The organism is Variovorax sp. LjRoot175 (genome assembly GCF_964253805.1).
Lineage (GTDB): Bacteria > Pseudomonadota > Gammaproteobacteria > Burkholderiales > Burkholderiaceae_C > Variovorax.
In genome coordinates this window covers 66,978-90,490 of sequence record NZ_CAXURY020000002.1, presented here as the reverse complement: position 1 = coordinate 90,490, position 23,513 = coordinate 66,978, and the positions used below count along the sequence as shown (strand labels likewise).

General features: G+C 64.8%; 24 protein-coding genes and 2 pseudogenes. 17 read left to right on the top strand and 9 right to left on the bottom strand.

The features are described 5' to 3' along the window. Positions 1 to 38 precede the first annotated feature (38 nt). Positions 39 to 260: an AbrB/MazE/SpoVT family DNA-binding domain-containing protein gene (locus ACSQ89_RS30310; RefSeq protein WP_436296721.1), complete on the top strand. Its 222-nt coding sequence runs from the start codon at positions 39 to 41 to the stop codon at positions 258 to 260. Next, positions 260 to 658: a PIN domain-containing protein gene (locus ACSQ89_RS30305; RefSeq protein ID WP_436296720.1), complete on the top strand. Its 399-nt coding sequence runs from the start codon at positions 260 to 262 to the stop codon at positions 656 to 658. Before ACSQ89_RS30310 ends, ACSQ89_RS30305 begins: the two co-directional genes overlap by 1 nt. 291 nt (positions 659 to 949) lie before the next feature. Here the strand turns inward: ACSQ89_RS30305 and ACSQ89_RS30300 are convergent, their stop codons facing one another. Then, on the bottom strand, positions 950 to 1,906 hold the full coding sequence (locus ACSQ89_RS30300) for a site-specific integrase (protein ID WP_436297260.1): 957 nt from the start codon (positions 1,904 to 1,906) through the stop codon (positions 950 to 952). Between the two features lie 7 nt (positions 1,907 to 1,913). Here ACSQ89_RS30300 and ACSQ89_RS30295 point away from each other — a divergent pair. Next, a pseudogene (locus tag ACSQ89_RS30295) lies at positions 1,914 to 2,285 on the top strand (LysR substrate-binding domain-containing protein); the annotation flags it as partial. Here the strand turns inward: ACSQ89_RS30295 and ACSQ89_RS30290 are convergent. After that, positions 2,261 to 2,959 (bottom strand): LysR family transcriptional regulator, encoded by a 699-nt coding sequence (locus tag ACSQ89_RS30290; protein ID WP_436296719.1) that lies wholly within the window; start codon positions 2,957 to 2,959, stop codon positions 2,261 to 2,263. The pseudogene ACSQ89_RS30295 and the gene ACSQ89_RS30290 sit on opposite strands and share 25 nt — an antisense overlap. An 89-nt stretch (positions 2,960 to 3,048) precedes the next feature. On the opposite strand from ACSQ89_RS30290, the gene ACSQ89_RS30285 reads away from it, so the two are divergent. After that, on the top strand, positions 3,049 to 3,243 hold the full coding sequence (locus ACSQ89_RS30285; RefSeq protein WP_436296718.1) for a DUF1508 domain-containing protein: 195 nt from the start codon (positions 3,049 to 3,051) through the stop codon (positions 3,241 to 3,243). Positions 3,244 to 3,879: 636 nt separating this feature from the next. Here the strand turns inward: ACSQ89_RS30285 and ACSQ89_RS30280 are convergent. The 3 genes and pseudogenes from ACSQ89_RS30280 to ACSQ89_RS30270 all read right to left on the bottom strand — a co-directional run bounded on the left by ACSQ89_RS30280 (position 3,880) and on the right by ACSQ89_RS30270 (position 7,245). Further along, positions 3,880 to 4,395, bottom strand: a complete 516-nt coding sequence (locus ACSQ89_RS30280; protein ID WP_436297259.1) for a GAF domain-containing protein — start codon at positions 4,393 to 4,395, stop codon at positions 3,880 to 3,882. Between the two features lies 1 nt (position 4,396). Further along, a pseudogene (locus tag ACSQ89_RS30275) lies at positions 4,397 to 5,362 on the bottom strand (Bug family tripartite tricarboxylate transporter substrate binding protein). Positions 5,363 to 5,409: 47 nt separating this feature from the next. After that, positions 5,410 to 7,245 carry a gamma-glutamyltransferase family protein gene (locus ACSQ89_RS30270; protein ID WP_436296717.1) on the bottom strand — a complete coding sequence of 612 codons (1,836 nt, stop codon included), beginning with the start codon at positions 7,243 to 7,245 and terminating at the stop codon, positions 5,410 to 5,412. Positions 7,246 to 7,338: 93 nt separating this feature from the next. On the opposite strand from ACSQ89_RS30270, the gene ACSQ89_RS30265 reads away from it, so the two are divergent. After that, positions 7,339 to 8,283, top strand: a complete 945-nt coding sequence (locus ACSQ89_RS30265; protein ID WP_436296716.1) for a LysR family transcriptional regulator — start codon at positions 7,339 to 7,341, stop codon at positions 8,281 to 8,283. Positions 8,284 to 8,293: 10 nt separating this feature from the next. Here ACSQ89_RS30265 and ACSQ89_RS30260 read toward each other — a convergent pair whose 3' ends face one another. Genes ACSQ89_RS30260 through ACSQ89_RS30250 form a run of 3 tightly spaced genes read right to left on the bottom strand, consistent with a single transcriptional unit; the run spans position 8,294 to position 10,663 of the window. Further along, the gene (locus ACSQ89_RS30260; RefSeq protein WP_436296715.1) at positions 8,294 to 8,758 is read right to left on the bottom strand and encodes an aconitase X swivel domain-containing protein; all 465 of its coding nucleotides are present in this window, start codon (positions 8,756 to 8,758) and stop codon (positions 8,294 to 8,296) included. After that, positions 8,748 to 10,001: an aconitase X gene (locus ACSQ89_RS30255; RefSeq protein WP_436296714.1), complete on the bottom strand. Its 1,254-nt coding sequence runs from the start codon at positions 9,999 to 10,001 to the stop codon at positions 8,748 to 8,750. The genes ACSQ89_RS30260 and ACSQ89_RS30255 overlap by 11 nt, the downstream gene beginning before the upstream one ends. Positions 10,002 to 10,030: 29 nt before the next feature. Beyond that, the gene (locus tag ACSQ89_RS30250) at positions 10,031 to 10,663 is read right to left on the bottom strand and encodes a GntR family transcriptional regulator (protein ID WP_436296713.1); all 633 of its coding nucleotides are present in this window, start codon (positions 10,661 to 10,663) and stop codon (positions 10,031 to 10,033) included. A 463-nt stretch (positions 10,664 to 11,126) separates the two neighbouring features. Here ACSQ89_RS30250 and ACSQ89_RS30245 point away from each other — a divergent pair, with 463 nt between their 5' ends. From ACSQ89_RS30245 to ACSQ89_RS30225, 5 genes are all read left to right on the top strand, one after another. Then, the gene (locus tag ACSQ89_RS30245; RefSeq protein WP_436296712.1) at positions 11,127 to 12,035 is read left to right on the top strand and encodes a dihydrodipicolinate synthase family protein; all 909 of its coding nucleotides are present in this window, start codon (positions 11,127 to 11,129) and stop codon (positions 12,033 to 12,035) included. A gap of 97 nt (positions 12,036 to 12,132) precedes the next feature. Next, the gene (locus ACSQ89_RS30240) at positions 12,133 to 13,137 is read left to right on the top strand and encodes a 4-hydroxyproline epimerase (protein ID WP_436296711.1); all 1,005 of its coding nucleotides are present in this window, start codon (positions 12,133 to 12,135) and stop codon (positions 13,135 to 13,137) included. Between the two features lie 19 nt (positions 13,138 to 13,156). Further along, entirely contained in the window at positions 13,157 to 14,173 is a 1,017-nt protein-coding gene (locus ACSQ89_RS30235; protein ID WP_436296710.1) for an Ldh family oxidoreductase, read from the top strand. 38 nt (positions 14,174 to 14,211) lie between these two features. Further along, the gene (locus ACSQ89_RS30230; protein WP_436296709.1) at positions 14,212 to 15,450 is read left to right on the top strand and encodes an NAD(P)/FAD-dependent oxidoreductase; all 1,239 of its coding nucleotides are present in this window, start codon (positions 14,212 to 14,214) and stop codon (positions 15,448 to 15,450) included. Positions 15,451 to 15,627: 177 nt separating this feature from the next. Continuing rightward, a complete protein-coding gene (locus ACSQ89_RS30225; protein WP_436296708.1) occupies positions 15,628 to 16,491 on the top strand; it encodes a tripartite tricarboxylate transporter substrate binding protein in 864 nt (287 codons plus the stop codon). Positions 16,492 to 16,740: 249 nt separating this feature from the next. Here the strand turns inward: ACSQ89_RS30225 and ACSQ89_RS30220 are convergent, their stop codons facing one another. After that, complete coding sequence (locus ACSQ89_RS30220) at positions 16,741 to 17,340, bottom strand: LuxR C-terminal-related transcriptional regulator (protein ID WP_436296707.1); 600 nt, start codon at positions 17,338 to 17,340, stop codon at positions 16,741 to 16,743. Between the two features lie 180 nt (positions 17,341 to 17,520). Here ACSQ89_RS30220 and ACSQ89_RS30215 point away from each other — a divergent pair, with 180 nt between their 5' ends. From ACSQ89_RS30215 to ACSQ89_RS30185, 7 genes are read left to right on the top strand one after another with little or no spacing between them, the layout of a single operon-like run. Next, positions 17,521 to 18,732 (top strand): ABC transporter substrate-binding protein, encoded by a 1,212-nt coding sequence (locus ACSQ89_RS30215; protein WP_436296706.1) that lies wholly within the window; start codon positions 17,521 to 17,523, stop codon positions 18,730 to 18,732. A 9-nt stretch (positions 18,733 to 18,741) separates the two neighbouring features. After that, entirely contained in the window at positions 18,742 to 19,614 is an 873-nt protein-coding gene (locus ACSQ89_RS30210; RefSeq protein ID WP_436296705.1) for a branched-chain amino acid ABC transporter permease, read from the top strand. After that, positions 19,614 to 20,504 (top strand): branched-chain amino acid ABC transporter permease, encoded by an 891-nt coding sequence (locus ACSQ89_RS30205; RefSeq protein ID WP_436296704.1) that lies wholly within the window; start codon positions 19,614 to 19,616, stop codon positions 20,502 to 20,504. Before ACSQ89_RS30210 ends, ACSQ89_RS30205 begins: the two co-directional genes overlap by 1 nt. Before the next feature lie 17 nt (positions 20,505 to 20,521). Beyond that, positions 20,522 to 21,277: an ABC transporter ATP-binding protein gene (locus ACSQ89_RS30200; protein WP_436296703.1), complete on the top strand. Its 756-nt coding sequence runs from the start codon at positions 20,522 to 20,524 to the stop codon at positions 21,275 to 21,277. Beyond that, complete coding sequence (locus tag ACSQ89_RS30195) at positions 21,274 to 21,981, top strand: ABC transporter ATP-binding protein (protein WP_436296702.1); 708 nt, start codon at positions 21,274 to 21,276, stop codon at positions 21,979 to 21,981. The genes ACSQ89_RS30200 and ACSQ89_RS30195 overlap by 4 nt, the downstream gene beginning before the upstream one ends. Positions 21,982 to 22,012: 31 nt before the next feature. Next, positions 22,013 to 22,768: an ABC transporter ATP-binding protein gene (locus ACSQ89_RS30190; protein ID WP_436296701.1), complete on the top strand. Its 756-nt coding sequence runs from the start codon at positions 22,013 to 22,015 to the stop codon at positions 22,766 to 22,768. After that, positions 22,765 to 23,472: an ABC transporter ATP-binding protein gene (locus ACSQ89_RS30185; RefSeq protein ID WP_436296700.1), complete on the top strand. Its 708-nt coding sequence runs from the start codon at positions 22,765 to 22,767 to the stop codon at positions 23,470 to 23,472. Before ACSQ89_RS30190 ends, ACSQ89_RS30185 begins: the two co-directional genes overlap by 4 nt. The last annotated feature ends 41 nt before the right edge of the window (positions 23,473 to 23,513 follow it).

The following is a 23,513-nucleotide window of genomic DNA, read 5'->3' as shown; positions in this document are numbered from 1 at the left end:
ACCGTTCCTTACAATATGGCAATACGTAAGGAATCATCGTGATCGAATCCACCATCACCTCGAAGGGCCAGACAACCGTTCCCGCAGAAGTGCGAGAGCAGATAGGTGCCGCGCCAGGCACTCGCTTGGTCTGGCACGTGATGCCGGACGGAAGCATTGTCGTTCGGGCCAAAACCAGGTCGATCCTCGACCTGGCTGGAGCATTCAAGCCGCCCAGAGGAAAGCACGTCTCGATCGCAGAAATGAACCCCTGGCGCTGATGGCGGCGCTCGACACCAATGTCCTCGTGCGCTACATCGTCAGGGACGATGCCAAGCAATTGTTGGCCGCACGCCGCCTGTTCCAGAAGTGCATCGATGAGGGGCAAACGCTCTACGTCCCTGTGACGGTGTCCATCGAGCTCGAATGGGTCCTTCGTTCGGCCTTCGGTTTCGGCAAGGCCGAGATGATTGAGATCTTTTCGCAGCTTCTCTCGACGACCGAGCTTTGCTTCGCTTCGGAGGGAGCCCTGGAGCACGCGCTTTCCGCGTATTCAAAGGGCACAGCGGATTTCGCCGATTGCCTTCATGTGGCGCTGGCCGCGTTGGCGGGCGAATCGCCGTTGTGGACCTTCGATAAAGGCGCATCGAAGGTCGATGGGGCCTCACACCTGGTGTGAGGGTGTTCTCTTGCCTGCCTCGGGATTGCAGGTGGAGCTTCTGACGTGACCGGGCTTGGATGGTCGCAAGGCGATCGACTTCACCATACGCGCCTCCGCCGAGTTGACAGCGTCAAAGTTCTGCTGGCTCGCATTTGAGCGCATGCGGCCGGCCTTGGTGTCAGAGGGCTCCGCGCGTTTATGCGACACAACCCATGTTGGCGAGTCCGCTGACGCCCGCGCAGCGCTGCACATTCCTGCTGACCGCGCGCGACTGCTGATGCTGCGTGTAGCGATGGCACCGAAGCTACCTTATGGTTTCGCGGGTCGTTCATCTTCATCGAGCATCCGGCTGACCTTGCTCCCCAGCGCGCTCTCGGCCCTGAAATACCCCATCACGGTCGCAACGCTCTGATGCCCTGTCATCGCCATCGTCTCGGGCAGCGACATGTTCTGCCGACCCGCCTCGGTCACAAACCCCGCCCTTAACGAATGCGCGCTAAAACCCGCGTCCAGTTCCGCCATCGCACACCGCTCCTTCACGATGTCGCGCACCGCGGCAGGCGCGAGCGCCTCACCGACGTGGCCGCCCTTGCGGATGCGGCGGAAGAGGGCGCCTTCCTTGATCCCTTTTTCTTTCAGCACGGCGAGCCAGTCCTGCATGGCCGCCGCCGCGCTGCCCACCAGGGGTTTCATGTCTTCGGGGCGCTCCGCGCCGGCCTGGTTGGTTTTGGAGTGCGCGAGCGTATAGAGGTATGACTTCGCGTCGACCCGCCGCAGGTTCTCGAGCGTGGCTGCGGCCACCTCCGAGCGCCGGCGCCCGCCGGTCGCCCATGCAAACAGGGGGAGCGCGCGATCGCGTTTTCCTCGCAGGGTGTCGTCGCAGGTCGCGAGCACGGCTTGCAATGGATCCTTGGTGAGTGCGCGCTGCTTGTGCGGCCGCGCGCCGCGCTTGGCATAGGCACGGCGCGTCCGGCCGAGCAGCTCGCGCACCAGCGGGTCGGCGCAAGGATTCGGCTCCTTGGCCAACTGGTGCGCCTTGGACAGCACCGCGATGCGGTGCACGAGCGTGTTGAGCGCGGGCGCGCCGAGCCGGGCTTTATAGCCGTTGGCGACCAGCGCCTGGTCGACGTCGGGCGGCAGCTCGCTGACCAAGCCGGTTTTCAAGTCCGTCAACAGGCCGGCTTCGCCGTCCGGGTCTCGCGCGTCGGATTTGCGCGCGGCGTGGTCGACGATGAACTGGATGACGACCGGTACCGACACGGGCATGCGCAACAGCGAACTTGCCACGCACAACTGCATCAGCATTCGCCACGGCGAGGACGCCTATGGCGTCTGGCGCCTGCGTTCAGGACGTCGAGAGGAGGTGGTGAAAGTTCAAGGTGCGATGAGCACGAACGACGGGGACGTCGCCGTCAATTGGGCCCTGGACGGCCATGGCATCCTGATGCGCGCCGAGTGGGATCTGACGAAGTACCTGCGCACGGGTCGTCTCAAGCAGGTGTTGGAGAACTACGAGACACCGCCCGCGGACATCTATGCCGTCTATCCGCATCGGCATCAGTTCGCGGGGCGGGTGCGCTCGTTCGTGGACTTTATCGCCGCTGCATTCGCGCGGGACCTTCAGAAGACACACGGAATCGGATGATGCGGGGGCATCGCGCCGGATATGACTCCTTCGTTGAGACCGATCACGTCCCATGACAGGATGTCGTCGATGGTCACCCGGCTGCGGCCGGCCGGCGGATGACCGCGTGCCAGTACCAGCACCAGGCGGTCGCTGCGGTAGGGCAGGGTGGGCAGGTCGATCGAACCCAGGCCGGCTTCATAGATGCCCAGGTCGACTACTCCTCGACTCAGTGCCTGCTGCACGATCTGGCTGTTCATTTCCTGCAGGTCGATGCGAACGTCGGGGCAGGTTTCGCCACAGCGCTGGATGTCGAAGGGCAGGAATTGGATCAATGCGGACTTGGGCGCCGCCAGTCGGACCACGCCCTTCTCGCCGTGTCGGTACGATGCTGCGTCGTCCTGCATGCGCACGACGGTATGAGTCATGCTGCGTGCGTGAGCCAGCATCGTGCGGCCCGCGTCAGTCAGCGCCATCCCGTGCGGCAGACGTCGGAACAGCCTCAAGCCGAACTGCGCCTCCAACTCCAGAATGCGCCGCGACGCCGCGGCCGGCGCAACGTGCATGCGCTCGGCCGCGCGCGTCACTCCACCGAGCTCCGTCGTTGCGATGAAAAGGCGCAGCGTCGTCATGTCGAAGTGCACTCGTGTGGGCGCAACTGGTTCGAGAGGTTTGGACGGCATCGCTTTGCTCATGCTGGATCGTGGCGGGATTGTCCGGCAGGCACGGGAACCCCGGCGCGGAAATCGGCGTAGCTGATGCGAAGATGCCGGTCTAGAAGGGCATGTCAAAGCCCGGCAGCACGTCGCCACGCCGGGCGCGTCGCCAAGGGAAGCTCCAACTCTGGTGCTGGACGCTCTGTGGTGAAGACAACCGCAAGATGGCGGTGAACGTGGAGAAGTACTACAACAAGGCTGACTGCCTTGCGGCCATCGAGAAGGTCAGGCAGTCGTCCGAGGCGCCGGTCCGAGAGCGCTGATATGACGACAAGCATCACGCCCCGTCGCCGCGTGCTTGCGGTCTTCGCCGCCGGTGCCGTGCTCGGCCTTCCCGCGGTCGCGGCGCAGTTCGAGCGCTGCGCCTGAAACCAATCGATCGCGGCAAGCATAGCGGGCCACAGAAAATTCACGGCAGACCTGCGAGGGGTATGGCAGCGCGATCGCCTGAATCGAAGAGCGACCGAATTCGCATGAGGGTTGAAGCAAAGAATGCCACCTGCGCCGCTTGTCTTCGCGCAAGTTAGCCGCCGTCACTGCCGCCGAGGCTGGTTGCCCGCTTGCGGGTTTGCTACGCAGGTAGGCTGTCAGGGCCTTCGCGGAAATGTCGTCAAGGCGTTCGGCCAGGGTGTGCTCCGAGGTTTGGGGCAATGCATCGAGTCCAGGCATCGCAGGTGCGCCGCTCTCTGTACTTTCCTTCCAGAGGTTGGCGCGCCCGCCGCTGTGGTCGAGAAGGGGCACCAGGGCGATTCGTGTGCACACATGACGGCCCCGTGACGCCACGGGGATCGTTGAACGCGTTCAGTGTGGGTGACGATGGTGAATGTCGGGATAGTGTTCGTGGGCGTGTTGCAAGGGCTCGTGCCGGTGCCAGTGCCAGACGCTCGCAAGGCCGTTGGTCAAGAGCCCGCCTCGCGACGCGTTTGAAGCACCCATAGCGTGGCCAGCAGTGCCAGCAGCCGTACTACGGCGACCTCCCTCGGCTCCCAGTACGGCCGTGTGCCCAAGACGTTGAAGGTCGCCACGCATCGGCCGTCTTCCAACAGCGGGACATTCACGACGGCGCGCAGGCCCAGGGCAGCGATGAGCGCGTGGTCGTCGAACACCTCGGCCAGCGCGGCCTCGCCTTCGCCGACGAAGACCTCGGCGCGCAGCAGCAGTTGCCGCGTCCAAGGGGTGAGTGTCTTGCGCTTGCGGCCGGCCACCGGATAGGCCTGCGGATCGGAGGACCAGAGGCGCTGCAGCTGCACTTCGTCCGGCGGATCGTCCGGGGCCGTCGCGTTCAGGTTGACCGTGAGCAGTCCCGGCCCGAGCAGCTCCTGGCGCGCAGCCTCGATGTGCCACAGCGCGGCGTCGAGCGTGACTGCCCGCGGCAACGCGTCGCAAAGCCGTTCGCAGACCGCGACGGGCAGCACGTCATTCAAGCTTGATGCCCAGGTCCTTGATGACCTTGTCGTAGCGTTCGGTGTCCTTGCGCAGCGAGGCGGCCAACTGCTCGGGCGTGCTCTTCACCAGCTCGACGCCGATCGCGTCCATGCGGGCGCGCACTTCCGGCACCGCCAGGGCCTTGTTGATCTCGGCGTTGAGCCGCGTGACCAGTTCCGCCGGCATGCCCGCGGGTCCGAAGGCGGCGTACCACACGCTCATCTCGTAACCGCGCAGCGTTTCGGCGACGGTGGGCGTGTCGGGCAGGAGGGCAGAGCGCTTCGGCTCGGTCACGGCCAGGAGGCGCAGCTTTCCGGCCTTGACGTGCGGCAGCGTCTGCGTGCCGGCGGAGAACAGCACCTGGGTCTGGTTGCTCACCGTGTCGAGCACGGCCGGCGCGCCGCCCTTGTAGGGCACGTGCAGCATGTCGATGCCGGCCGCCTTCTTGAACATCTCGGCGCTCAGGTGGTTGGTGGAACCGCCGCCGGCCGAGGCGTAGGCCAGCTTGCCCGGGTTGGCCTTGGCGTAGGCGATGAACTCGCGCAAGTCTTTGGCCGGCACCGAGGGGTTGATCACCATCGTGTTGATGACGTTGGCCACCAGCGCAATGGGCGTGAAGTCCTCCGCGCCCTTGAAGGGCATGCCGGGCATCAGCGTCGGGTTCATGGCATGCGTGCTCATGGAACCGATCAGCAGCGTGTAGCCGTCGGGCTTGCCCTTGGCGACGAAGTTGGAGCCGATGTTGCCGGAGGCGCCGACGCGGTTGTCGACGACCACGGGCTGGCCCATCGACTTGCTCAGTTGCTCGGCAATGGCGCGCGCCAGGATGTCCGTCGAACCGCCGGCGGCTCAGGGGACGATCAGTGTGATCGGCTTCTCTGGGTAGGCGGCCAGGGCGGCCTGCGCGGCACATGAGAGGGCCAGCAGAAGCAGACCCCGGAAGACACGTTGGAGCATGGCGATGTCCTTGGAACGAAGATGAAGAAGTTGAAGGAAGACGGAGCTCAGCGGCCCACCGCATAGCCTTGCATGCCGCGCGGGTTGGCGCCGGCGCGCAGCACCAGCCGGCCCTGGGCGTCGTGCTCGCGGCTGCAGGCGGACATGCGGCTTTCTGACCAGGCATCGCCGACCTGCACGCCGTGGCCCATCGCGCGCAGCCGCTCGAGCACCTCGGGGTCGAAGCGCGATTCCAGCGTGAGCGTGTTGAGCGTGGTCTGGCGCGGCCAGAAGGAGCTGGGTGCGTGCTTGACGTGCCAGGCCGGCGCGTCGATGGCTTCCTGCAGGTTCAGGCCGTGCACCGCATGGCGCAGGAAGAAGCCGACCGACCACTGGTCCTGCTGGTCGCCGCCGGGCGTGCCGAACGCCATGTAGGGTTCGCCGTCGCGCAGCGCCATCGACGGCGACAGCGTGGTGCAAGGCGCGATGCGCGGTGCGAGCGAGTTGGGCAACCCCTCGTCGAGCCAGGTCATCTGCAGTCGCGTGCTGAGCGCGAAGCCCAGCGCCGGAATCGCGGGGCTGGAGGACAGCCAGCCGCCCGAGGGCGTGGCCGCGACCATGTTGCCGTGCCGGTCGATCACGTCGATGTGGCAGGTGTCGCCCACGAAGATCTCCCGCTCCGCCCATTCGGCGACCGGCGGCAGCGCGGCGAAGGTGGGCTCGCCGATGCCGAAGCGCGTGTCGGCCGTGCGCAGGGTCCGCGCACTCACGTCCAGGTCGGGGAGGCGCGGCGCGAGGCCATGGGGCTGGCCGGGGCGCAGCACGTCGGACGCACGCTGCGGATCGATTATGGCCCAGCGTTCGCGCAGGTAGACCTCGGACAGCAGCGCCTGCTGGGTGTCGGCGCGCGCACCGGGCGCCGCGCCGTACCACGCCAGCCGGTCGGCCAGCGCCAGCTTGGCGGCTTCGGTGATGCGGTGCACGAAACCCGCCGTGCCCGGCAGGTGGTCCTCGAGCCCTGCGTGCCGCAGCATGCCGATCTGCTGCAGGAAGGCGGGGCCCTGGCTCCAGAAGCCGCACTTGGCGACCGTGTAGCGCCCGAAGTCCGCCGTGAGCGGCGCTTCGGTGTGGACGGTCCAGGCGGCCATGTCTTCGTAGCGCAGCAGGCCGGCGTGCGCCTCGCCGCTGCTGTCGCGCACGGCCGTGCCGCGGCAGTAGCGATCGATCTCGCGCGCCACGAATCCCTGCTGCCAGGTGCGCATCGCCGCATCGATCACGCCGGTGCGGCCGCTGCCCTCGCACTCGGCGGTCTCGACGATGCGTTGATAGGTGGCGGCCAGCATCGGCAGGCGGAACAGCGAACCGGGCTGGGGCAGCTTGCCGCCGGGCAGCCAGACATCGGCCGATGAGCGCCAGTGCTCGAGGAACAGGCTGCGCACGGCAAGGATCGCCTGCGCGACGCGCGGCACCAGCGGAAAGCCGTCGCGCGCATAGCCGATCGCCGGCGCCAGCACCTCGCCCAGCGACCAGGTGCCGTGCTCGCGCAGCATCGTGAGCCACGCGGAAAAGGCGCCCGGCACCGTCGCCGCCAACAGGCCGATGCCCGGCACCTGCTCGAAACCGAGGGCGCGGAAGGCTGCGGGGCTGGCCTCGGCCGGTGCGCAGCCTTGTCCGCGGATGGCGCGCATGCGCCGCTCGCGCTCGCTCCACAGCAGGATCGGTGCCTCGCCGCCGGGGCCGTTGAGATGCGGCTCCACCACCTGCAGCACGAAGCCTGCGGCAACGGCGGCGTCGAAGGCGTTGCCGCCGCGCTCGAGCACGCCCATCGCGGTCTGCGAGGCCAGCCAGTGGGTCGAGGAGGCGACGCCGAAGGTGCCGACGATTTCGGGGCGGGTGGTGAACATCCAGGCGAGTTTAGAAATCCTGAATAGCCGCGGCTGCATATTTTCTGATGAATGCATGCATTGGCTGCTATGCATCTTGCTTAGGATGGCGGGATGTCCGCGCCCACCCTGCAACATCTCGCGCTACGGCTGAAGCTGCGCCATTTCGCCCTTCTCGCGGAACTCGACCGCCAGCGCTCGGTCAGCCGCGCGGCACAGCACCTCGGCCTGAGCCAGCCCACCGTCACGCGCGCGCTCGGCGAGATCGAGAACATCTTCATGACCGCGTTGTTCACCCGCAGCCGGCGCGGCCTGGAGCCCACGGCCGCGGGCGCGCTGGTGCTGGCGCGGGCACGGGTGGCGCTGGCCGATGCCGAATCGCTGGGCCAGGATCTGGCGGCGCTCGGCACGGGGCTGCAGGGGCGGCTGCGCCTCGGCGTCATCCCCTTCCTTTCGCGCGTCACGCAGGATGCCGTCTGGCAGCACTTGCTGGCACTGCGGCCGCGCCTGGGCTTCGTGGTGGAAGAGGCCACGACCCATGCGCTCGTGCAGGCGGTGCAGGCACGGACGCTGGACTGCGCAATCTGCCGCTTCACGCCGGCCAGCGCCGAAGCCGGACTGGCGCAGCAGTTTCTCTACAAGCAGGAGCCGCGCCTCGTGGTGTCGCGCGCAGCCGCCCAGCGGCTGCTGCGGCGCGGACTGGATTGGGAGGCTTTCGTGTCCCTGCGCTGGATCTTTCCGCCGGCCGATACGCCGATCCGCCAGATGATCCATTCCATCTTTGCTTCGGCGGGGCAACCGGTGCCCGTGCCCATGCTGGAGGCTTACGCGCACAAGACGCTGGTCTCGGTGCTGCGCCACATGCCCGACGCGATCACCATCCTGCCCGACGATATCGCGCAGGAAGTGGCCGATGCGAGCGGCGCCCGCGTGATGCCCCAGCGCCTGCAGTGGAACCTGCCGCCGGTGGGCGTGGTGCGGCTGCGCGATGCCGCCAATGCGGGCATCGTGGATGCGTTGACCGAGGGGCTGCGGCGCGCCCGCGTCGCGAAACCCTAGCGAGAGTCGACTAGGCAATCCGTACATCGCACGCGGCGCGCTGCGCCGAGCCGTGCGTTGCTCCCGAGCTGACGTGAACTGTCGTGTCACCGTCGGCCCTCCCCAAGGCGATATAGAGGGCATCGTCCGCACCCACGAGTGGGACGTGGATCCCATAGAGTTCCGATGCCACGATGCAACCGAGCGCCACGATCAGGTCGGGATGGCGCATCACGATGGCAGCGGGCCCTTTGCTGTTTCTGATGGCCTCTGCCAGCACACTGCTGCTCGAACTCGATCCCTTGGCCCGCTCCATCACCAGAACCTTCCCGCTCAATGACGCGCCGAACTGCGGATGCGTGCGCTCGATGATCAGGCCGGTGCCTGAATCGAGGCCTCCCCAGAAGCTCAGGGGCGCCTCCAGCTTGAGGATCGGGCCGAATCCTTCTCCTTCTACGGCGAGCCACGCCGAAAGAATGGCGGCATCAGGCAGCATCGAACCACACCTTCCCGAGCACGGCAGATTGAACGCACTCGCGCAGGCTGCCGAACGCAACCTCGACGCCGAGTTTCGACGGCGCATAGTGCGCCCATTTGCCGGAGTTCGTCATGACCAGGCCGTTGGTGTTCTTCATGATCGGGGTGATGTAGGTGCATGTATCCGTCACGATCTCGACGCCGCGCTGCCGCAGCTTTCGCGCAATCTCGCTGCCTTCGAGTTGCCACAGGATGAATCGGCTGGTGTTGACGTAGAAGTCGCTGCGCAGAGGCGCATCGGCTTCATTCAGAAGCCGTTCCAGGTTCGTGAACTCGGATAGCGAAAAGTGCGGCGTTCCGACGCTGACTGCCGCGATCGCGTCACCAGCTCGGGCGCGGTTGAGGCGTGCACGAGTCTCGACAAGCTGAGCCGCAGAAACATGAAGGGTGCTTTGCGGCTCGCACGATCCCAAGGCGACATCCAGACTGCGTGCTTCGGGCGTGATGCCCACGGCATGAAACATGGCGATGGCACCGCTCGCCGCCGCGGCCGCGCCGAGCGCCTTCAACTCGTCTTCGGTGGTGTCGAGCGGCAAGCCGGCGATCACCGGGATCAGTCCTTTCGCGCGCTGGCCGACAAGGAATCCGAGCGATGCGAACGAGATGTCGCGACTGCTCGAGTCCGAGGGGAAGTCCTCGACGAGGAACAGTACCTGCCCGAACCGGTTCTCGGCCAGGTGGAGGCCGCTCATGGGGGCGCGGCCGGTGATGGCTGCGCAGAGATCGATGAAGTCGCCGTAGCGATTCGTCCGCGCGCCGAGCACGGAATTGGCGAACACGATCGCATTGGATTCAGCCCATGCGATCTGTTGCCCGAGCTTGGGGCGGTTTTTGAGCTGATAGGGGGCGCAAGTGAAGCTCGACTCGCAGCCGAGCGCGAGATGCGCCTCCATCAGGCGTCGTCCGTTGGAACGCAGCGCCTCGTCGCCTCGGAAGAGCTCGGGGTGGATGAGGTCCAGCGAGCCGACGTTCAGCGTCGTCGGCACCACGACCTTACCGCCGTCCCGTACCAAGCGTTCGACAAAATCGAGGCTTGCCTGGCCGTGGTACAGGCACCCATCGATATGCGCACCCTCGATGTCCAGGAGCCGCTGGGCGCCCATTACTGCGGCCGAGCGCACGAGGATGCGCATCGCCAGCGCGGCGGCTTGGCCTCGCTCGCCATCCAGCATCTGCTGGTCATTCAGTGTGAGCTCGATCACTGCTGTCCGATCTGTCGGCGAGCGCGGTCTTATGCCGCGCGCTCGGTCGGCGCTTCGTCGAGCAAGCGGCCGACGATCGCAAGGATCTGCTCAGCCGCATCGGCGATGTGTTGCTCCAACGCCGTCTGCGCCTTGTCTGCCTGCCGATGCCGGCACAGGGCGATGAGCGCCAAGTGTTCTTCGTGTGCCTGCTGGCGGATCGGCGCGTTGACGACCTGGAAGCGAAAGTAGCGTTCGGACTTCTCGTGCAGTGCGCGCACGATGCTCATGGCTGCCGGCCGCTCCGCTGCCGAGTACAGCAGCTCATGCAGCTCCCAGTTCAAGGCGCCCCATTGCGCCGCGCCGACATCATCCATCTTGTGGACCAGCCGTTCGGCTCGGTCCAGCTCGGCGATCGAAGTGCGCATCGCTGCCTCATGGAAAAGCCACGGCTCCAAACGAAGGCGCAGGTCAAAGAACTCTCGCACCTCGTCCTTGGACAACATTGAGACGTAGGCCCCCTTGTGCGGGTACACGTCGACCAAGCCTTCCGAACTGAGAAGACGCATGGCTTCCCGAAGGGGAATACGGCTGACCCCGAGCTCGTCGGCCAGCGCCTCTTGGCGCAGCGCCGAGCCCGGTGCCAGCTGGCCTGACAGGATGCGCGAGCGGAGTTCGTCCACAACCAGCTCCACTGCAGTCTTGCGAACCAAGCGACCGCTTGCAGCGCGAGCTGCGCTGCCGAGCCCTGGAGAGGGCGGGGGGTCTTTGAGCACATCGAGGTCGGTTCGTGGCTTGGGCATTGTGTCTCTCTGGTGCGACCATTTGGCTGGAAGACGCGGACCTCATGCTGGTGCATCGAAATCGTGCGGAGCGCATGCCATTCATGCAACTCGAACTAGTGGGAAACCCCTTGCTGCGGTCGGCCAGTTGATGGTCTAATTCGGATTATATTGTATCCAATAGCCAGTCGCAGGGAGACTCCGCAGCGCGATGGTTTGGGGAGCAGATTCCATGTCGCGGCACGATTCCTGCGTCGCTTGCATGAATTGTATCCAATATATTGTGTCCAAACATTTCGATTTTTCGCGCTTTCCGTCTCAACCACTTCGCCGCACGAAGCGGCACTTCGAAAGGATTTTGCACATGGCATCCACCGTCAATTGGAAGGGCGTGTTCCCCGCCGTCACCACCAAGCTGAAGGCTGATTTCTCCCTCGACATCGACGCGATCAAGGCCGGTCTCGAGCGCCTCATCGACGCGGGCGTCGGTGGCGTCGTGATGATGGGAATGGTTGGCGAAAACGCCCAGCTGTCGCCGCAAGAGAAGCTCACCGTCCTGCGCACGGCCAAGGAGGTTGTGAAGGGCCACGTGCCGATCATCTCCGGCCTGGCCGAAACCAATACCGAGTTGGCCGTGGCGTTCGCCAAGGAAGCTGAAAAGATCGGCGTCGACGGCCTGATGGTGTTTCCCGGCCTGACCTACAAGTCGGACGCGTACGAGACGGTCGAGTTCTACAAGGCCGTGGCGCGCGCGAGCAGCCTTTCCATCCTTCTGTACAACAACCCGCGCGGCTACGGCGTCGACCTCACGAGCGACGTGATCGCGAAGCTGCTCGAAGAAAAGACGATCGTCGCGATCAAGGAAGAGTCGTACGAGACGCATCGGGTGACCGACCTGATCTCCCGCTTCGGCGATCGCCTGGCCGTGGTCTGCGGCGTGGACAACCTCATTGTCGAAAGTGCTGCGCTGGGCGTCAGCTGCTGGGTTTCGGGCATGGCCAACGCCGTTCCGAAAGCTTCGGTCGAACTCCTGAAACTCGCCGTTGCAGGCGACTTCGTGAAGGCACGCAAGCTCTACGCGGCTTTGGATCCGCTGTTCTATCTGGACACGGTCGTGAAGCTGGTCCAGCACATCAAGCTGGCCGAGAACATCGTCAGCGGCACTGCCGAAACCGTGAAACCGCCGCGGCTCAACCTGGTCGGCGAAGAGCGCGAACGCACGATCGCCATCACCAAGAAAGCCATGGCCGACCTTAAGGCCCTGGGCTTCTGAATAGGTCAAGGCAGATCTCCTTCCGCGAGAGTAAGAGCGCACGCGACAGTTCTTGCAACGCGTGCTGAACTGACATCCAACGACGAGAGGCCGAACCATGAATCACACCTTCTTCTGCATCGACGGCCACACCTGCGGCAACCCGGTGCGACTCGTCTCCGGCGGCGCGCCGGCGCTGGATGGCAACTCGATGATCGAGCGCCGTGCTCACTTCGAGCGGGACTTCGACTGGGTTCGCACCGCGTTGATGTTCGAGCCGCGTGGACACGACGTCATGAGCGGGACGATCCTGTATCCGCCTACGCGACCGGACTGCGATATCGCGATCCTCTTCATCGAGGTCAGCGGCTGCCTTGCCATGTGCGGCCACGGCACGATTGGCACCGTCACCTTCATGATCGAGCACGGCCTCGTGGAGCCTCGGACTCCGGGTGAGCTGCGTCTCGACACGCCTGCCGGCCTCGTCATTGCGAACTACAAGATGGACGACACCGGGCAATACGTCGATTCGGTGCGTCTCACGATCGTGCCTTCGTATCTTCACTCGCGTGATCTTTCGGTAGAGCTCGAAGGCTTCGGTGAAGTGACGTTCGACGTCGCCTATGGCGGCAACTTCTACGCGATCGTCGAGAGCCAAGCGTCGTACGACGATCTCGAAGCTTTGAAGCCCTCGGACATCCAGCGCCTGAGCCCGGTGCTGCGCCAGAAGGCCAACGAAAAATACAGCTTCGTGCATCCCGAGACGCCCGAGATCAATGGCCTGTCGCACGTGATGTGGACAGGCAAGCCGAAGATGAAGGGCGCAACGGCGCGCAATGCCGTGTTCTATGGCGACAAGGCCATCGACCGTTCGCCGTGCGGCACCGGCACCTCGGCTCGCATGGCGCAGCTCGTCGCCAAGGGGCAGCTGGGGATCAACGAGAAATTTGTTCACGAAAGCATCATCGGCACGTCATTCAATGGCTTGGCCCTCGAGCGTGTGAAGGTCGGCGAGTACGAGGGCATCCGACCGAGCGTCGAAGGCTGGGCTCGCGTGACGGGGCACAACACGATCTTCGTCAACGATCGCGACCCGCTTCGCAACGGTTTCCTGCTCAAGTGATCAGGCGCAGGACAAGTCGATGAGCGAGACCGTTCAACTCTCCCTGCACGAGGTGCACGCGCTCGCCGTGCGCGTGCTGTCCCACAACGGGATGTCGGATGCGCATGCGCAGGCCATCGCGCGCGTGATCACTGCCGGCCAGCGCGACGAGTGCCATTCGCATGGCGTCTACCGCCTGCTGGTGACCACGCACACGCTGCGGAAGGGAAAGGTCTCGGGCACGGCGGAGCCCATCGTTAGCGACCGCTCGCCAGCGATCGTGGCGGTCGACGCACAGTTCGCCTTCTCTCAGCTTGCCTTCGAAGTTGGTAGCAAGGTCCTTGCAGAGAAGGCTCGGCGCACCGGCATTGCGGCACTGGCCATCAACAACTGCTACCACTTCTCGGCGCTGTGGCCGGAGGTCGAGATGCTCGCCGAGCAAGGTCTCGTCGCCTTGGCGATGACGCCGAGCCACGCATGGGTCGCGCCCGCTGGCGGCTCGCGGCCCGCCTTGGGAACCAATCCGCTGGCCTTTGGCTGGCCGCGCCCCGGCAAGTCACCCTATGTCTTCGACTTCGCCACCAGCGCGGCCGCGCGAGGCGAGATCGAACTGCATCGCCGCAGCGGCAAAGAGATTCCGCTGGGCTGGGGTGTGGACGCTACAGGCAGTCCGACAACTGATCCGTCGGCAGTGGTCAACGGTGGCGCCATGCTGACGTTTGGCGGCCACAAGGGCTCGGCGCTGTCGACCATGGTGGAGATGTTGGCGGGTCCCTTGATCGGCGATTTGACCAGCATCGATTCCCTCGCCTTGGACGCCGGGGAAGGTGGCACGCCGTGCCACGGGGAACTGATTCTCGCGTTCGACCCCGCCGCCTTCGGCCTCGGCGATCTGCAGGGCGACCGGGCCCGTGCGGAGCGTCTCTTTGAGACCATCACGGGGCAAGGCGCCCGCCTTCCTTCGCAGCGACGCTTCGAAGCACGAGCGCGCAGCGTGGCGCATGGCGTGACGCTTCCGCGCGCTCTCTATTCCGAGGTTCTCGCTTTGCTGCGGTGATTCGGCGATATCAGAAAAACTCCAATAGGACCGGAAACATGCCCAAAGCAATCATCGTCGGCGCAGGAATCGTAGGCTTGAGCTGCGCCTGGGCGGCGCAGCGCCGCGGGTGGCAAGTCACGATCGTCGATCGCGATTTCGAGGGGGATCGCGCCTCCCACGGCAATGCCGGCGGGATCGCTGTCAGCGAGTGCGCGCCGCTGAATCTGTCCGGCCTCGGCCTTCAACCCCTGAAGTGGCTCATGGATCCCCTGGGCCCGCTGGCGATCCGCGCGGCCCATGCGCCGAGCCTCCTGCCTTGGTTCCTTGCGTTGCGCAAGGTCGCCGAACCCGCGAACTATCTGCGCATCGCGAAGGCGCTGGCCGCGCTGAACAACCGTGCGCTGCGTGACTTCGAGGCCGTGCTCGCTGACATCGGCTTGAGCGCAGACATTCACAAGCGCGGCGCGCTGACGGTGTACGAGACCCATGAAGCCTTCGCGAATGACGTCGACGAATGGGAGCTCAAGCGCTCGCTCGGCGTCCGGTTTCGCAATGTGGATGTCGCCGAACTGCGCGCACTGGAGCCTCAGCTCGCGCCGGTCTTCGTGCGTGCCGTCATGCTTGAGGATTGGGCCCATCTGAACGATCCTGAGCGGGTCGTGACGGCACTGCGAAATCGCGTTAACGCGCTGGGTGCAACTTTCATCAGGGGCGATGCCGTTCGACTCGACGCGGCCAACTCCGCGCGGCCCGCTGTCATCCTCGCTGGCGGCCAACGCTTCGACGGTGATCGCCTGGTGGTGGCCGTGGGGGCGTGGTCTGCACGCCTGTCCAAGACCATCGGCGACCGAGCGCTGCTGGAAAGCGAGCGCGGCTACAACACGACACTGCCGGCCAGCGCGACCCGCCTGAATCGAGAGGTGATCTTTGCGGAGCGCAAATTCGTTGCAACACCACTGCAGATCGGCCTACGCATCGGTGGGGCCGCCGAGTTCGCAGGGCTGGATGCACCGCCGAACTATCAGCGCAGCGCCGCGCTCTTGAAGCTCGCCCATCGCTACCTTCCCGATCTGGACGAAAGCGGCGCGAAGCAGTGGATGGGACATCGTCCTACCACGCCCGATTCACTCCCCGTCATTGGCAAGTCGGCCTCCGCTCCTGGCGTCGTCTACGCCTTCGGCCACGGTCATCTTGGGCTCACGCAGTCGGCCACGACCGGTGCGCTTGTGGGCGAGATCCTCGCCCATGAGAAGCCGTCGGTGGACTTGGCGCCGTACGCCATCACCCGTTTCTAAACCCGAGCCCTCGTCGGCACCGGCGCCACGGCGAGAGAACTGAGACAAACCGGCGCCACTAACGTACTTTTACAGCGAGCCTGCATCATGGAAATCTTTCGTCTCCTTATCGTGTCCGCGCTATGCGCGGGAGGCGTGGCCACCGCGAACGCGGCCGACCCGTATCCGACCAAGCCGATGGAACTCATGGTCGCCTACCAGCCAGGCGGCGGCAGCGACAACACAGCGCGCGCCATCGCTGAGGCGGCAAGGCCGTTCCTGCCGCAGCCGACCATCGTGGTCAACAAACCGGGTGCCAGCGGCTCGATCGGCTGGTCCTACGTCGCCAGCACGGCGCCAGACGGCTATCGGCTTGTCCTGATGACCCCCGAGATGCTCGTGGTCCCGCTCATGGGCATCGGCAAGACCACAGTCGATGACTTCCAGGCGATCGCGCGCTTCACCGACGATCCGTCGTCAGTCACGGTGCGCGCGGACGCGCCCTGGAAGACCATTGAAGAGTTCCTCGCGTATGCCAAGGCGAACCCTGCCAAGGTCGCGATCAGCAACGCAGGCAACGGCACGATCCCGCACATGGCGGCTGCCGCGCTGGGCGACAAGACCGGCACGTCGTTCACGCACGTTCCGTATCAAGGCTCCGCACCGGCCATCATGGGCTTGCTGTCGGGTGACGTGCAGGCCACGACGGTTGCGTATGCCGAGCTGCGCCCCCACGTGGAGAGCGGCAAGCTGAAGACCCTGGCCGTGATGTCTGACAAGCGGGTGACCGGCCTCGATGCGCCAACCATGAAGGAAAAGGGCGCCGACCTGCAGTTCAGCGTCTGGCGCGGCATCGGTCTGCCTAAGGGCGCGGCCAAGGAAGTCGTTGAAAAGTGGCGCGAAGCGGCCCACAAGATTTACGACACCCCGGCGTTCCAGGAAACGATCAAGAAGCAGAACCTCACGCTGGCCTACGCGGACACGCCTGAGTTTGCGGGTGCGATCACGCGTCAGAACGATGCGTTCAAGAAGCTCGTGCCCAAGCTGGATTTGAAGCAGTAGGCAGCAAGCACCTTTCGGGCGCGCAGAACCTCTCTACGGGATGTATCCAATATATTGGGTCCGTTTCATGGTGCGCGCCGGCTTGTCGAACGGGTTGTCAATCTCTTCCAAAAGTTGGACTGTTGGCGCCGACAGATTGGGGGCTGCTTGAGCATAAGACCCCGACCAACCGGCGTACTGGAGAGCCCACTGAGCGGTTCTTTCGAGCGTGCAGCGGGACGAACGGGCATCGTCCGCGACTGCATCGGCTCAGATCTGCAGCATCCGCTTCACCAGCTCCGGGGTGCTTGCCACCGAATACTTCCGCAAGAGCCTCGTCTTGTAGATGTCCACGGTCCGAAAGCTGATGCCGAGGGCCTTGCCGATCTCCTTTGCATTCTTGCCGTCGATCAGCAGCGCGGCGATGTCGCGCTCGCGTGGGGTCATAGAACCGCGGAGCTCCGAATTGAGCTTTTTTCCTTCCGAGAGGTCGGTGAACGCCCAGATGGTCTCGCGATGCGGATCCTCCGGCGTCCAGGAGAAGCCGCTGACATGGACCCAGAACAGCTCGTCGTCCTGACGCCGCATGACACGGTTGTCCGCATAGACCCACTTCTTGCCGAGCAACGGAGCGATGCGCTTTCCGGTCTCCTCGTAGTGCGATGCCGACGGGAAAAGTCGCTGCGTCGAGTGACCGATGAGGTCTTCCCTCGTGCAGCGGAACATCTCTGCGAAGACGTAGTTGACGTCAACGATCACGCGGCCCCTACAAATCATCTGACCTACGGGTGCGTCTTGGAACGCCCTCCGATAGTCCACCGCACCCAGCGTGGTGCTGCTGCCCAAAGTCTGTGCCTTCTTGCGCGTCATTGGTGCTCCTTGGTACTACCCCTTAGGTGTGCGACACCTATTGGCGCAAGAGTATAGGACTCATATATAGTCTTAACGCCTTAGGTGTTGCGGAGATTACATAGCGACTCTCCCGGCAAGCCTGACAGCCGCTAACACGCTGATTCCATTCATCACATCGAAAACTCAGGAGTGACAGCAATGAACCATGTGCTCAGACTTTCCGCATGCGCGCTCGCGCTTGCCAGTTTTTCGTGGAGTGCCCAAGCGCAGAACTCGACGTTCTCCGTCGGTGCCCTGACGCCGGTCACCGGGGCCGGCGCGCCGTATGGCGGCGGGATGTCCAAGGCCATCGAGATGGCCTTGGCCGAAATCAACACGGCTGGCGGCGCGAAGGGCGCCAAGCTGGTCCTGGCCTCGGAGGACTCGCAAAGCGCGCCTCAGGCGGCCGTTCTCGGCGCGAAGAAGTTGATCTCCGTGTCCGGCGCCCGCGCCGTGATTGGTGTCTGGAGTTCGGGTGAATCGCTCGCCGTGATCCCGCTGACCAACGAAGCGAACGTGCTGCTGATGCACGCATCGGGCGCTCCCGCGCTGAGCGGCGCTCCCGTGAACGAGAAAAAACTCGGCTTCCGCTTCCAGGCAACCAACGGGCGTTTCGGTCGCGCATTTGCCGAGATTGCCAAGAGGCAGGGCTATACGAAGCCCGCGACCATGGCGTTCAATAACGCCTCGGGCCTCGGCAACACCGAAGGCTTTGCCGCAGCCTGGAAGGCGACCCAAGGCAAGGACGTCGTGGCCAGTGTGGTCTACGAACCCAACCGCCCGTCGTACCGCTCGGAGCTGCAGTCGGTGCTTCGTGCCAAGCCTGACGTGATCGTCACGGGCTCCTACCTCGCGGACACCACCATCATCCTGCGCGAGTGGTACCAGTCGGGCGTCGACACCAAGTGGATCATTCCGGGATGGGCCGCCAATTCGGACCTGATCAAGGCGCTGGGCCCGCAGGTGACGGAGGGCATCATCTCGGTGGAGACCGTGTCCAACGAGACCGCACCCAGTTTCAAGCACTACGCCGATGCGGCGCAAAAGGCGGGCATCAACGTTCAGGGCAACGCGTATGCCGCCATGGCCTACGACCAGGCCATCATCCTCGGCTTGGCAGTCCAGGCGCTGGGCCCGAACGCCAGCGGCCCGGATCTGGCGAAGAAGGTGCACGAGATCGGCTCGGCCGGCGGCACGCAGGTCTACACGTTCGCCGAGGGCAAGAAAAAGCTTGAGGCAGGTGGGCGTATCAGCTACATCGGCGCGTCCAGCGCGCTGAATTTCGATGAGTTCAACGACGTCACGCCCGACTTCGCCGCATCCTTCATCGAGAAAGGCCAACTGGTCCGCAAGTACGTCGTGAAGCTGTAAGGCTCGGACGTGAACTACGCTGACTTCATCAATCTGGCGATCAACGGTCTCGTTGAGGGGCTGGTCATGGCGCTGCCTGCGCTCGCTCTGACGCTGATCTATGGGTTGGCGCGGTTCCCCAACGCGGCGACGGGCGATTTCGTGGCGGTGGGCGGCTTCGGCGGCTTCGCTGCCCACCAGCTCACCGGCTCGTTGATCATCGCCGGGCTGGGCGGCGCGGCGGCCGGTGCCGCGGCTGCGCTGCTGGCGTACTGGCTTGCCTTTCGGCCCGTCATCCGTCGATCGGTCATCACGCTGATGCTGACCTCGATCGGCGTCGGCTTCGTCTACCGCTCGGCACTCGGCGTCGCCTTCGGGCACGAGCCCAAGGCCTTCGACATGCCGCTGCAGCGCGCGATGCGCTTCGGCGATGTGGCGATTCTCCCCGCGGACGTCAGCCTGGCTGCGCTGACCATCGCGGTTTTGGTCGCCGTGTTCGCGATTCTCTTCTGGACGCCGCTCGGACGCTCGCTGCGCGCCATCGCCGACGACCCTGATCTGGCCCGGGTGAGCGGCATCCGAAAGGAACGCTCGATGCTCGCGATGTGGACCATGGCAGGCGTCGTTTGCGGCATCGCAGGGACAGTCTCGGGCATGCGAACGGTGGTCTATCCCGACTCGGGATGGAACCTGCTGCTGCCGGCGTTCGCTGCGGCGGTGATTGGTGGCCTGGGCAATCCCGTGGGTGCGGTCATCGGTGCCATCCTCCTCGGCGTGCTGCAGGAACTGGCGACTCCCTTTACTGGGTTCGTCTACAAGATTGCGATCGGCTACGTCGTCATGGTGATCGTCTTGCTGGTTCGCCCGCAGGGCCTGTTCAACCGCGTTCAGCAGGTGCGCTGATGGACACCTACCTCCTCACCATTGCCGTCATCGTCGGCATCTACGTGTTGCTGAGCCTGTCGCTCGACCTGCAGTACGGGTTCACCGGGCTGATCAACTTCGGCCTCGCAGGGTTCTTTGCGGTCGGCGCGTACACCTCGGCGCTGCTGACCATGCGCGCCGGCCTGAGTCCGCTGCTGTCGTTCCCTGCGGCCGCGATCCTTGCCGCCTTGCTTGCGTGGCCCATCGGGCGCGTGGCGCTTCGGCTGCGCGATGACTACCTGGCCATCGTCACGCTGGGATTCTCCGAGATCGTTCGGCTGGTGCTGGTGCAGGAGCAATGGCTCACCGAAGGCGTCCGAGGTATCGCCGGCGTTCCGCGCCTGGGCGCCGGCTGGGGCAATCCACGGTTCAGCGAGTTCTTCCTGCTCGGCATGCTGGTCCTGTGCATCGTCCTGGTGATCCTCTTTCTGCGGCGGCTGACCGCGAGCCCCTACGGTCGAACGATCCAGGCGATTCGCGACGATGAGATCGCCGTGCGTGTCCTCGGCAAGGAACCTGCCGTCTTCAAGACGCAGATCCTGATGCTCGGTGGCGCCATCGCCGGTCTCGCGGGTGCCTTCTACGCGCACTACATGACCTACATCGTGCCCGACCTGTTCGTGCCGCTCGTGACCTTCTACATCTGGATGGCCATCATCATGGGCGGCGTGGCGCGGCTGTCCGGCGCCATCGTGGGTGCGGTCATCCTGGTCTTCTTCACGGAAGGCGTGCGCTTCTTGCGCGGCGTCATTCCAGGCGTCTCCGATGCCCACATGGGGAGCCTGCAGCTCGGCATCGTCGGCCTGGTCCTGATCCTGTTCATGCGCTGGCGGCCGCAAGGCGTGTTCGGCTCACGGGGAGCAACGTGAATTCCGGCGCGACCCAGATGAGCACGCGGGACATCTCGCTTTCCTATGGCGACTTCAAAGTCCTGCAGGGCGTGAGCTTCGACGTCTCCCTGAATGGGCTGCACGGGATGATCGGCCCCAACGGCGCGGGCAAGAGCACCTTGTTCTCCGTGTTGAGCGGCCTCATGAAGCCCGATGGCGGCGAGATCCATTTTGGGGAGAACTCGTTCGGACATGCGTCGCCCGCGCGGCGCGCGCAACTCGGTTTGGGACGCACGTTCCAGATTCCGCGCGAGTTCAAGCATCTCACGGTCCGCCAGAACCTGATGGTGGGGCCGCGCAAGCAGCCTGGCGAGTCCTTGGTCGAACTCTTCTTGATGCCCGCAAAGGTCAAGCGATTCGAAGACGAGGTGATGGCCAGGGCCGATCAGCTGATCGACTTTCTGAAGCTTCATGCAGTGGCCGACAAGCCCGCAGGGGGACTCTCCGGCGGCCAGAAGAAGCTGCTCGAACTCGGCCGCGCGCTCATGTCCGAGCCGTCCTTCATCTTGCTTGACGAGCCCTATGCAGGCGTGAACCCCGTGCTGATCGAGGAGATCTCCGAGCGCATCCGCGAGATCAACAAGGAGCGTGGCATCGGCTTTCTCATCATCGAGCACAACCTCATGGCGCTCAATCGCCTGGTCACCGACCTCTACGTACTGGATACCGGCAAGCTGATCGCCCATGGCGAGCCCGGTGCCGTGCTCGAGCATCCGCAGGTGCGAGCCGCCTACATGGGAGCCGCCGCATGAAGCCGCTACTCAAAGTGGACGACCTCACGGGCGGCTACAACGAGGTCGACATCCTGAAGGGCGTGTCGCTCGAGGTCCATCCCAGCGAGATCGTGACGATCGCCGGCACCAACGGCGCCGGCAAGTCCACGGTGATCAAGGCGATCATGGGCCTGCTGCCCCGCAGCGCCGGTTCGGTGATGCTGGGTGAACTCGACCTTGCGAACAAGTCCGTCGAGGCCCGGCTCGATTGCGGCATCGGCTACGTCCCGCAGGTCGCGAACGTGTTCGCCTCCCTCTCCGTGCACGAGAACCTGCTGGTGGTGCAGGGCGTGAAGCGTCCGCGCGATCGTGCGGACGCGATGTACGCGCTGTTCCCGGCCCTGGCCGGCTATCGACGCCGCGCGGCCGGCACGCTCTCCGGCGGCGAGCGCCAGCAGTTGGCCTTTGCCCGCGCACTCATGCGCGAGCCCAGCACGCTGCTGCTCGACGAGCCGACGGCGGCGTTGTCGCCGGCGCGGGTGAACGAAATCCTCGACTACGTTCGTGTGCTTCCGCAGAGCGGTGTCACGGTGCTGATGGTGGAGCAGCGCGCGCGCCAGTCGCTTGCGATCAGCCAGCGCGGCTACATCATCGATCAAGGGCGTGTCGCCATGACCGGTCTCGCGGCCGACCTGCTCAACGACCCGAAGGCGTCGGATCTGTTCCTGGGGAAGCACGAATGAGGGGCGTTGCAGACATCGCGAGGGCCCGATCATGCTGACCATCTCGGGCGTTGTCCGCAGCTTCTACGGCGTGGCCGCGTTGCGTGGCGTCGACCTGTCCATCGCGCGCGGCACGATCACCGGCTTGATCGGGCCCAATGGTGCAGGCAAGTCGACGCTCTTCAACGTTGTCTCGGGTCTCTACGCACCGAATATCGGAAGCATCAAGTTCGATGGCCAGGAGATCACGGGAAGGCAACCCGACGACATCGTTCGTCGCGGGCTGATCCGGACCTTTCAACTGGCGCGCGGATTCCCCAAGCTTTCGGTGTTCCAGCATTTGATGCTCTATGGGCCGGCGCAGCCGGGCGAGGGCTTGTGGGATGCGCTGACGAGCAGCCGCCGCTCTCGTGAGCGAGAAGAGCAACTTTCGGAAAAGGCCTGGCAGATTGCCAAGCGACTCCGGCTGGACCCCGTGATCGACAACCCCGTCACGGCGCTGTCCGGCGGGCAGAAGAAGCTGGTGGAGATCGGCCGCGCATTGATGGCCGACCCACGAATGATTCTCCTCGACGAGCCGATGGCTGGCGTCAATCCGACGCTGACCGCGCAGATCGGCGAGCACCTGGTGTCCCTGAACAAGTCCGGGATCACGATCTGTCTCATCGAGCACGACATGGCGCTTATCCGCGATCTTTGCGATCCCGTGATCGTGATGGCCGATGGCAAGACGCTGACCGCCGGCCGCTTCGACGATGTCGTGGCCGATTCCCGCGTCCAGGAAGCGTATCTGGGGAGGCGGCATTGACTCTTCTCGTCGTCAAGGACGTGATTGCCGGCTACGGCGCTTCGGAACAGATTCTCAAGGGCGCTTCCATCGACGTCGGCGCCGGCGAGATCGTAACCATCATCGGGCCGAACGGCGCAGGCAAGTCGACTTTGCTGAAGGCCGTCGCCGGATTGGTGAAGGCGAAGGAAGGCTGCATCACGCTGGACGGCGCGGACGTCACCGCCGCCGATGCCCTCGGCCGCTCAAAGTCCGGCATCTCCTTCGTGCCGCAGGAGCGCAATGTGTTCGGCACGCTCAGCGTCCTCGAGAACCTCATGATCAGCGCGTTCTCGGCGCCACGGCTGCAGAAGCAGCGGGCTGAGCAAGCCTTCGAGCGCTACCCGATGCTCGCCGAGAAGCGGCGTGCCATGGCTCGAACACTGTCGGGCGGGCAAAGGCAGATCCTGGCAATGGCCATGGGCCTCATGACGGATCCCAAGCTGATCCTGCTGGACGAGCCGACGGCAGGGCTGTCACCCAAGACCGCCGACGAACTGTTCGAGGCCATCGTCGCGCTCAATCAAAGCGGGCTGCCGGTGCTGATGGTCGAGCAGCATGCGGTCGAGGCATTGGCGATCTCGACGCGCGGCTATGTCCTGGTGGCAGGCCGAGCCGCGTCTGAAGGCACGGGCCCTGCGCTCGCCGCAGATCCAGAAACGCGACGCCTTTTCCTTGGCGGATGACCGCTAAACCCAGCAACCTCGATTCCACTTCACAGGAAGCC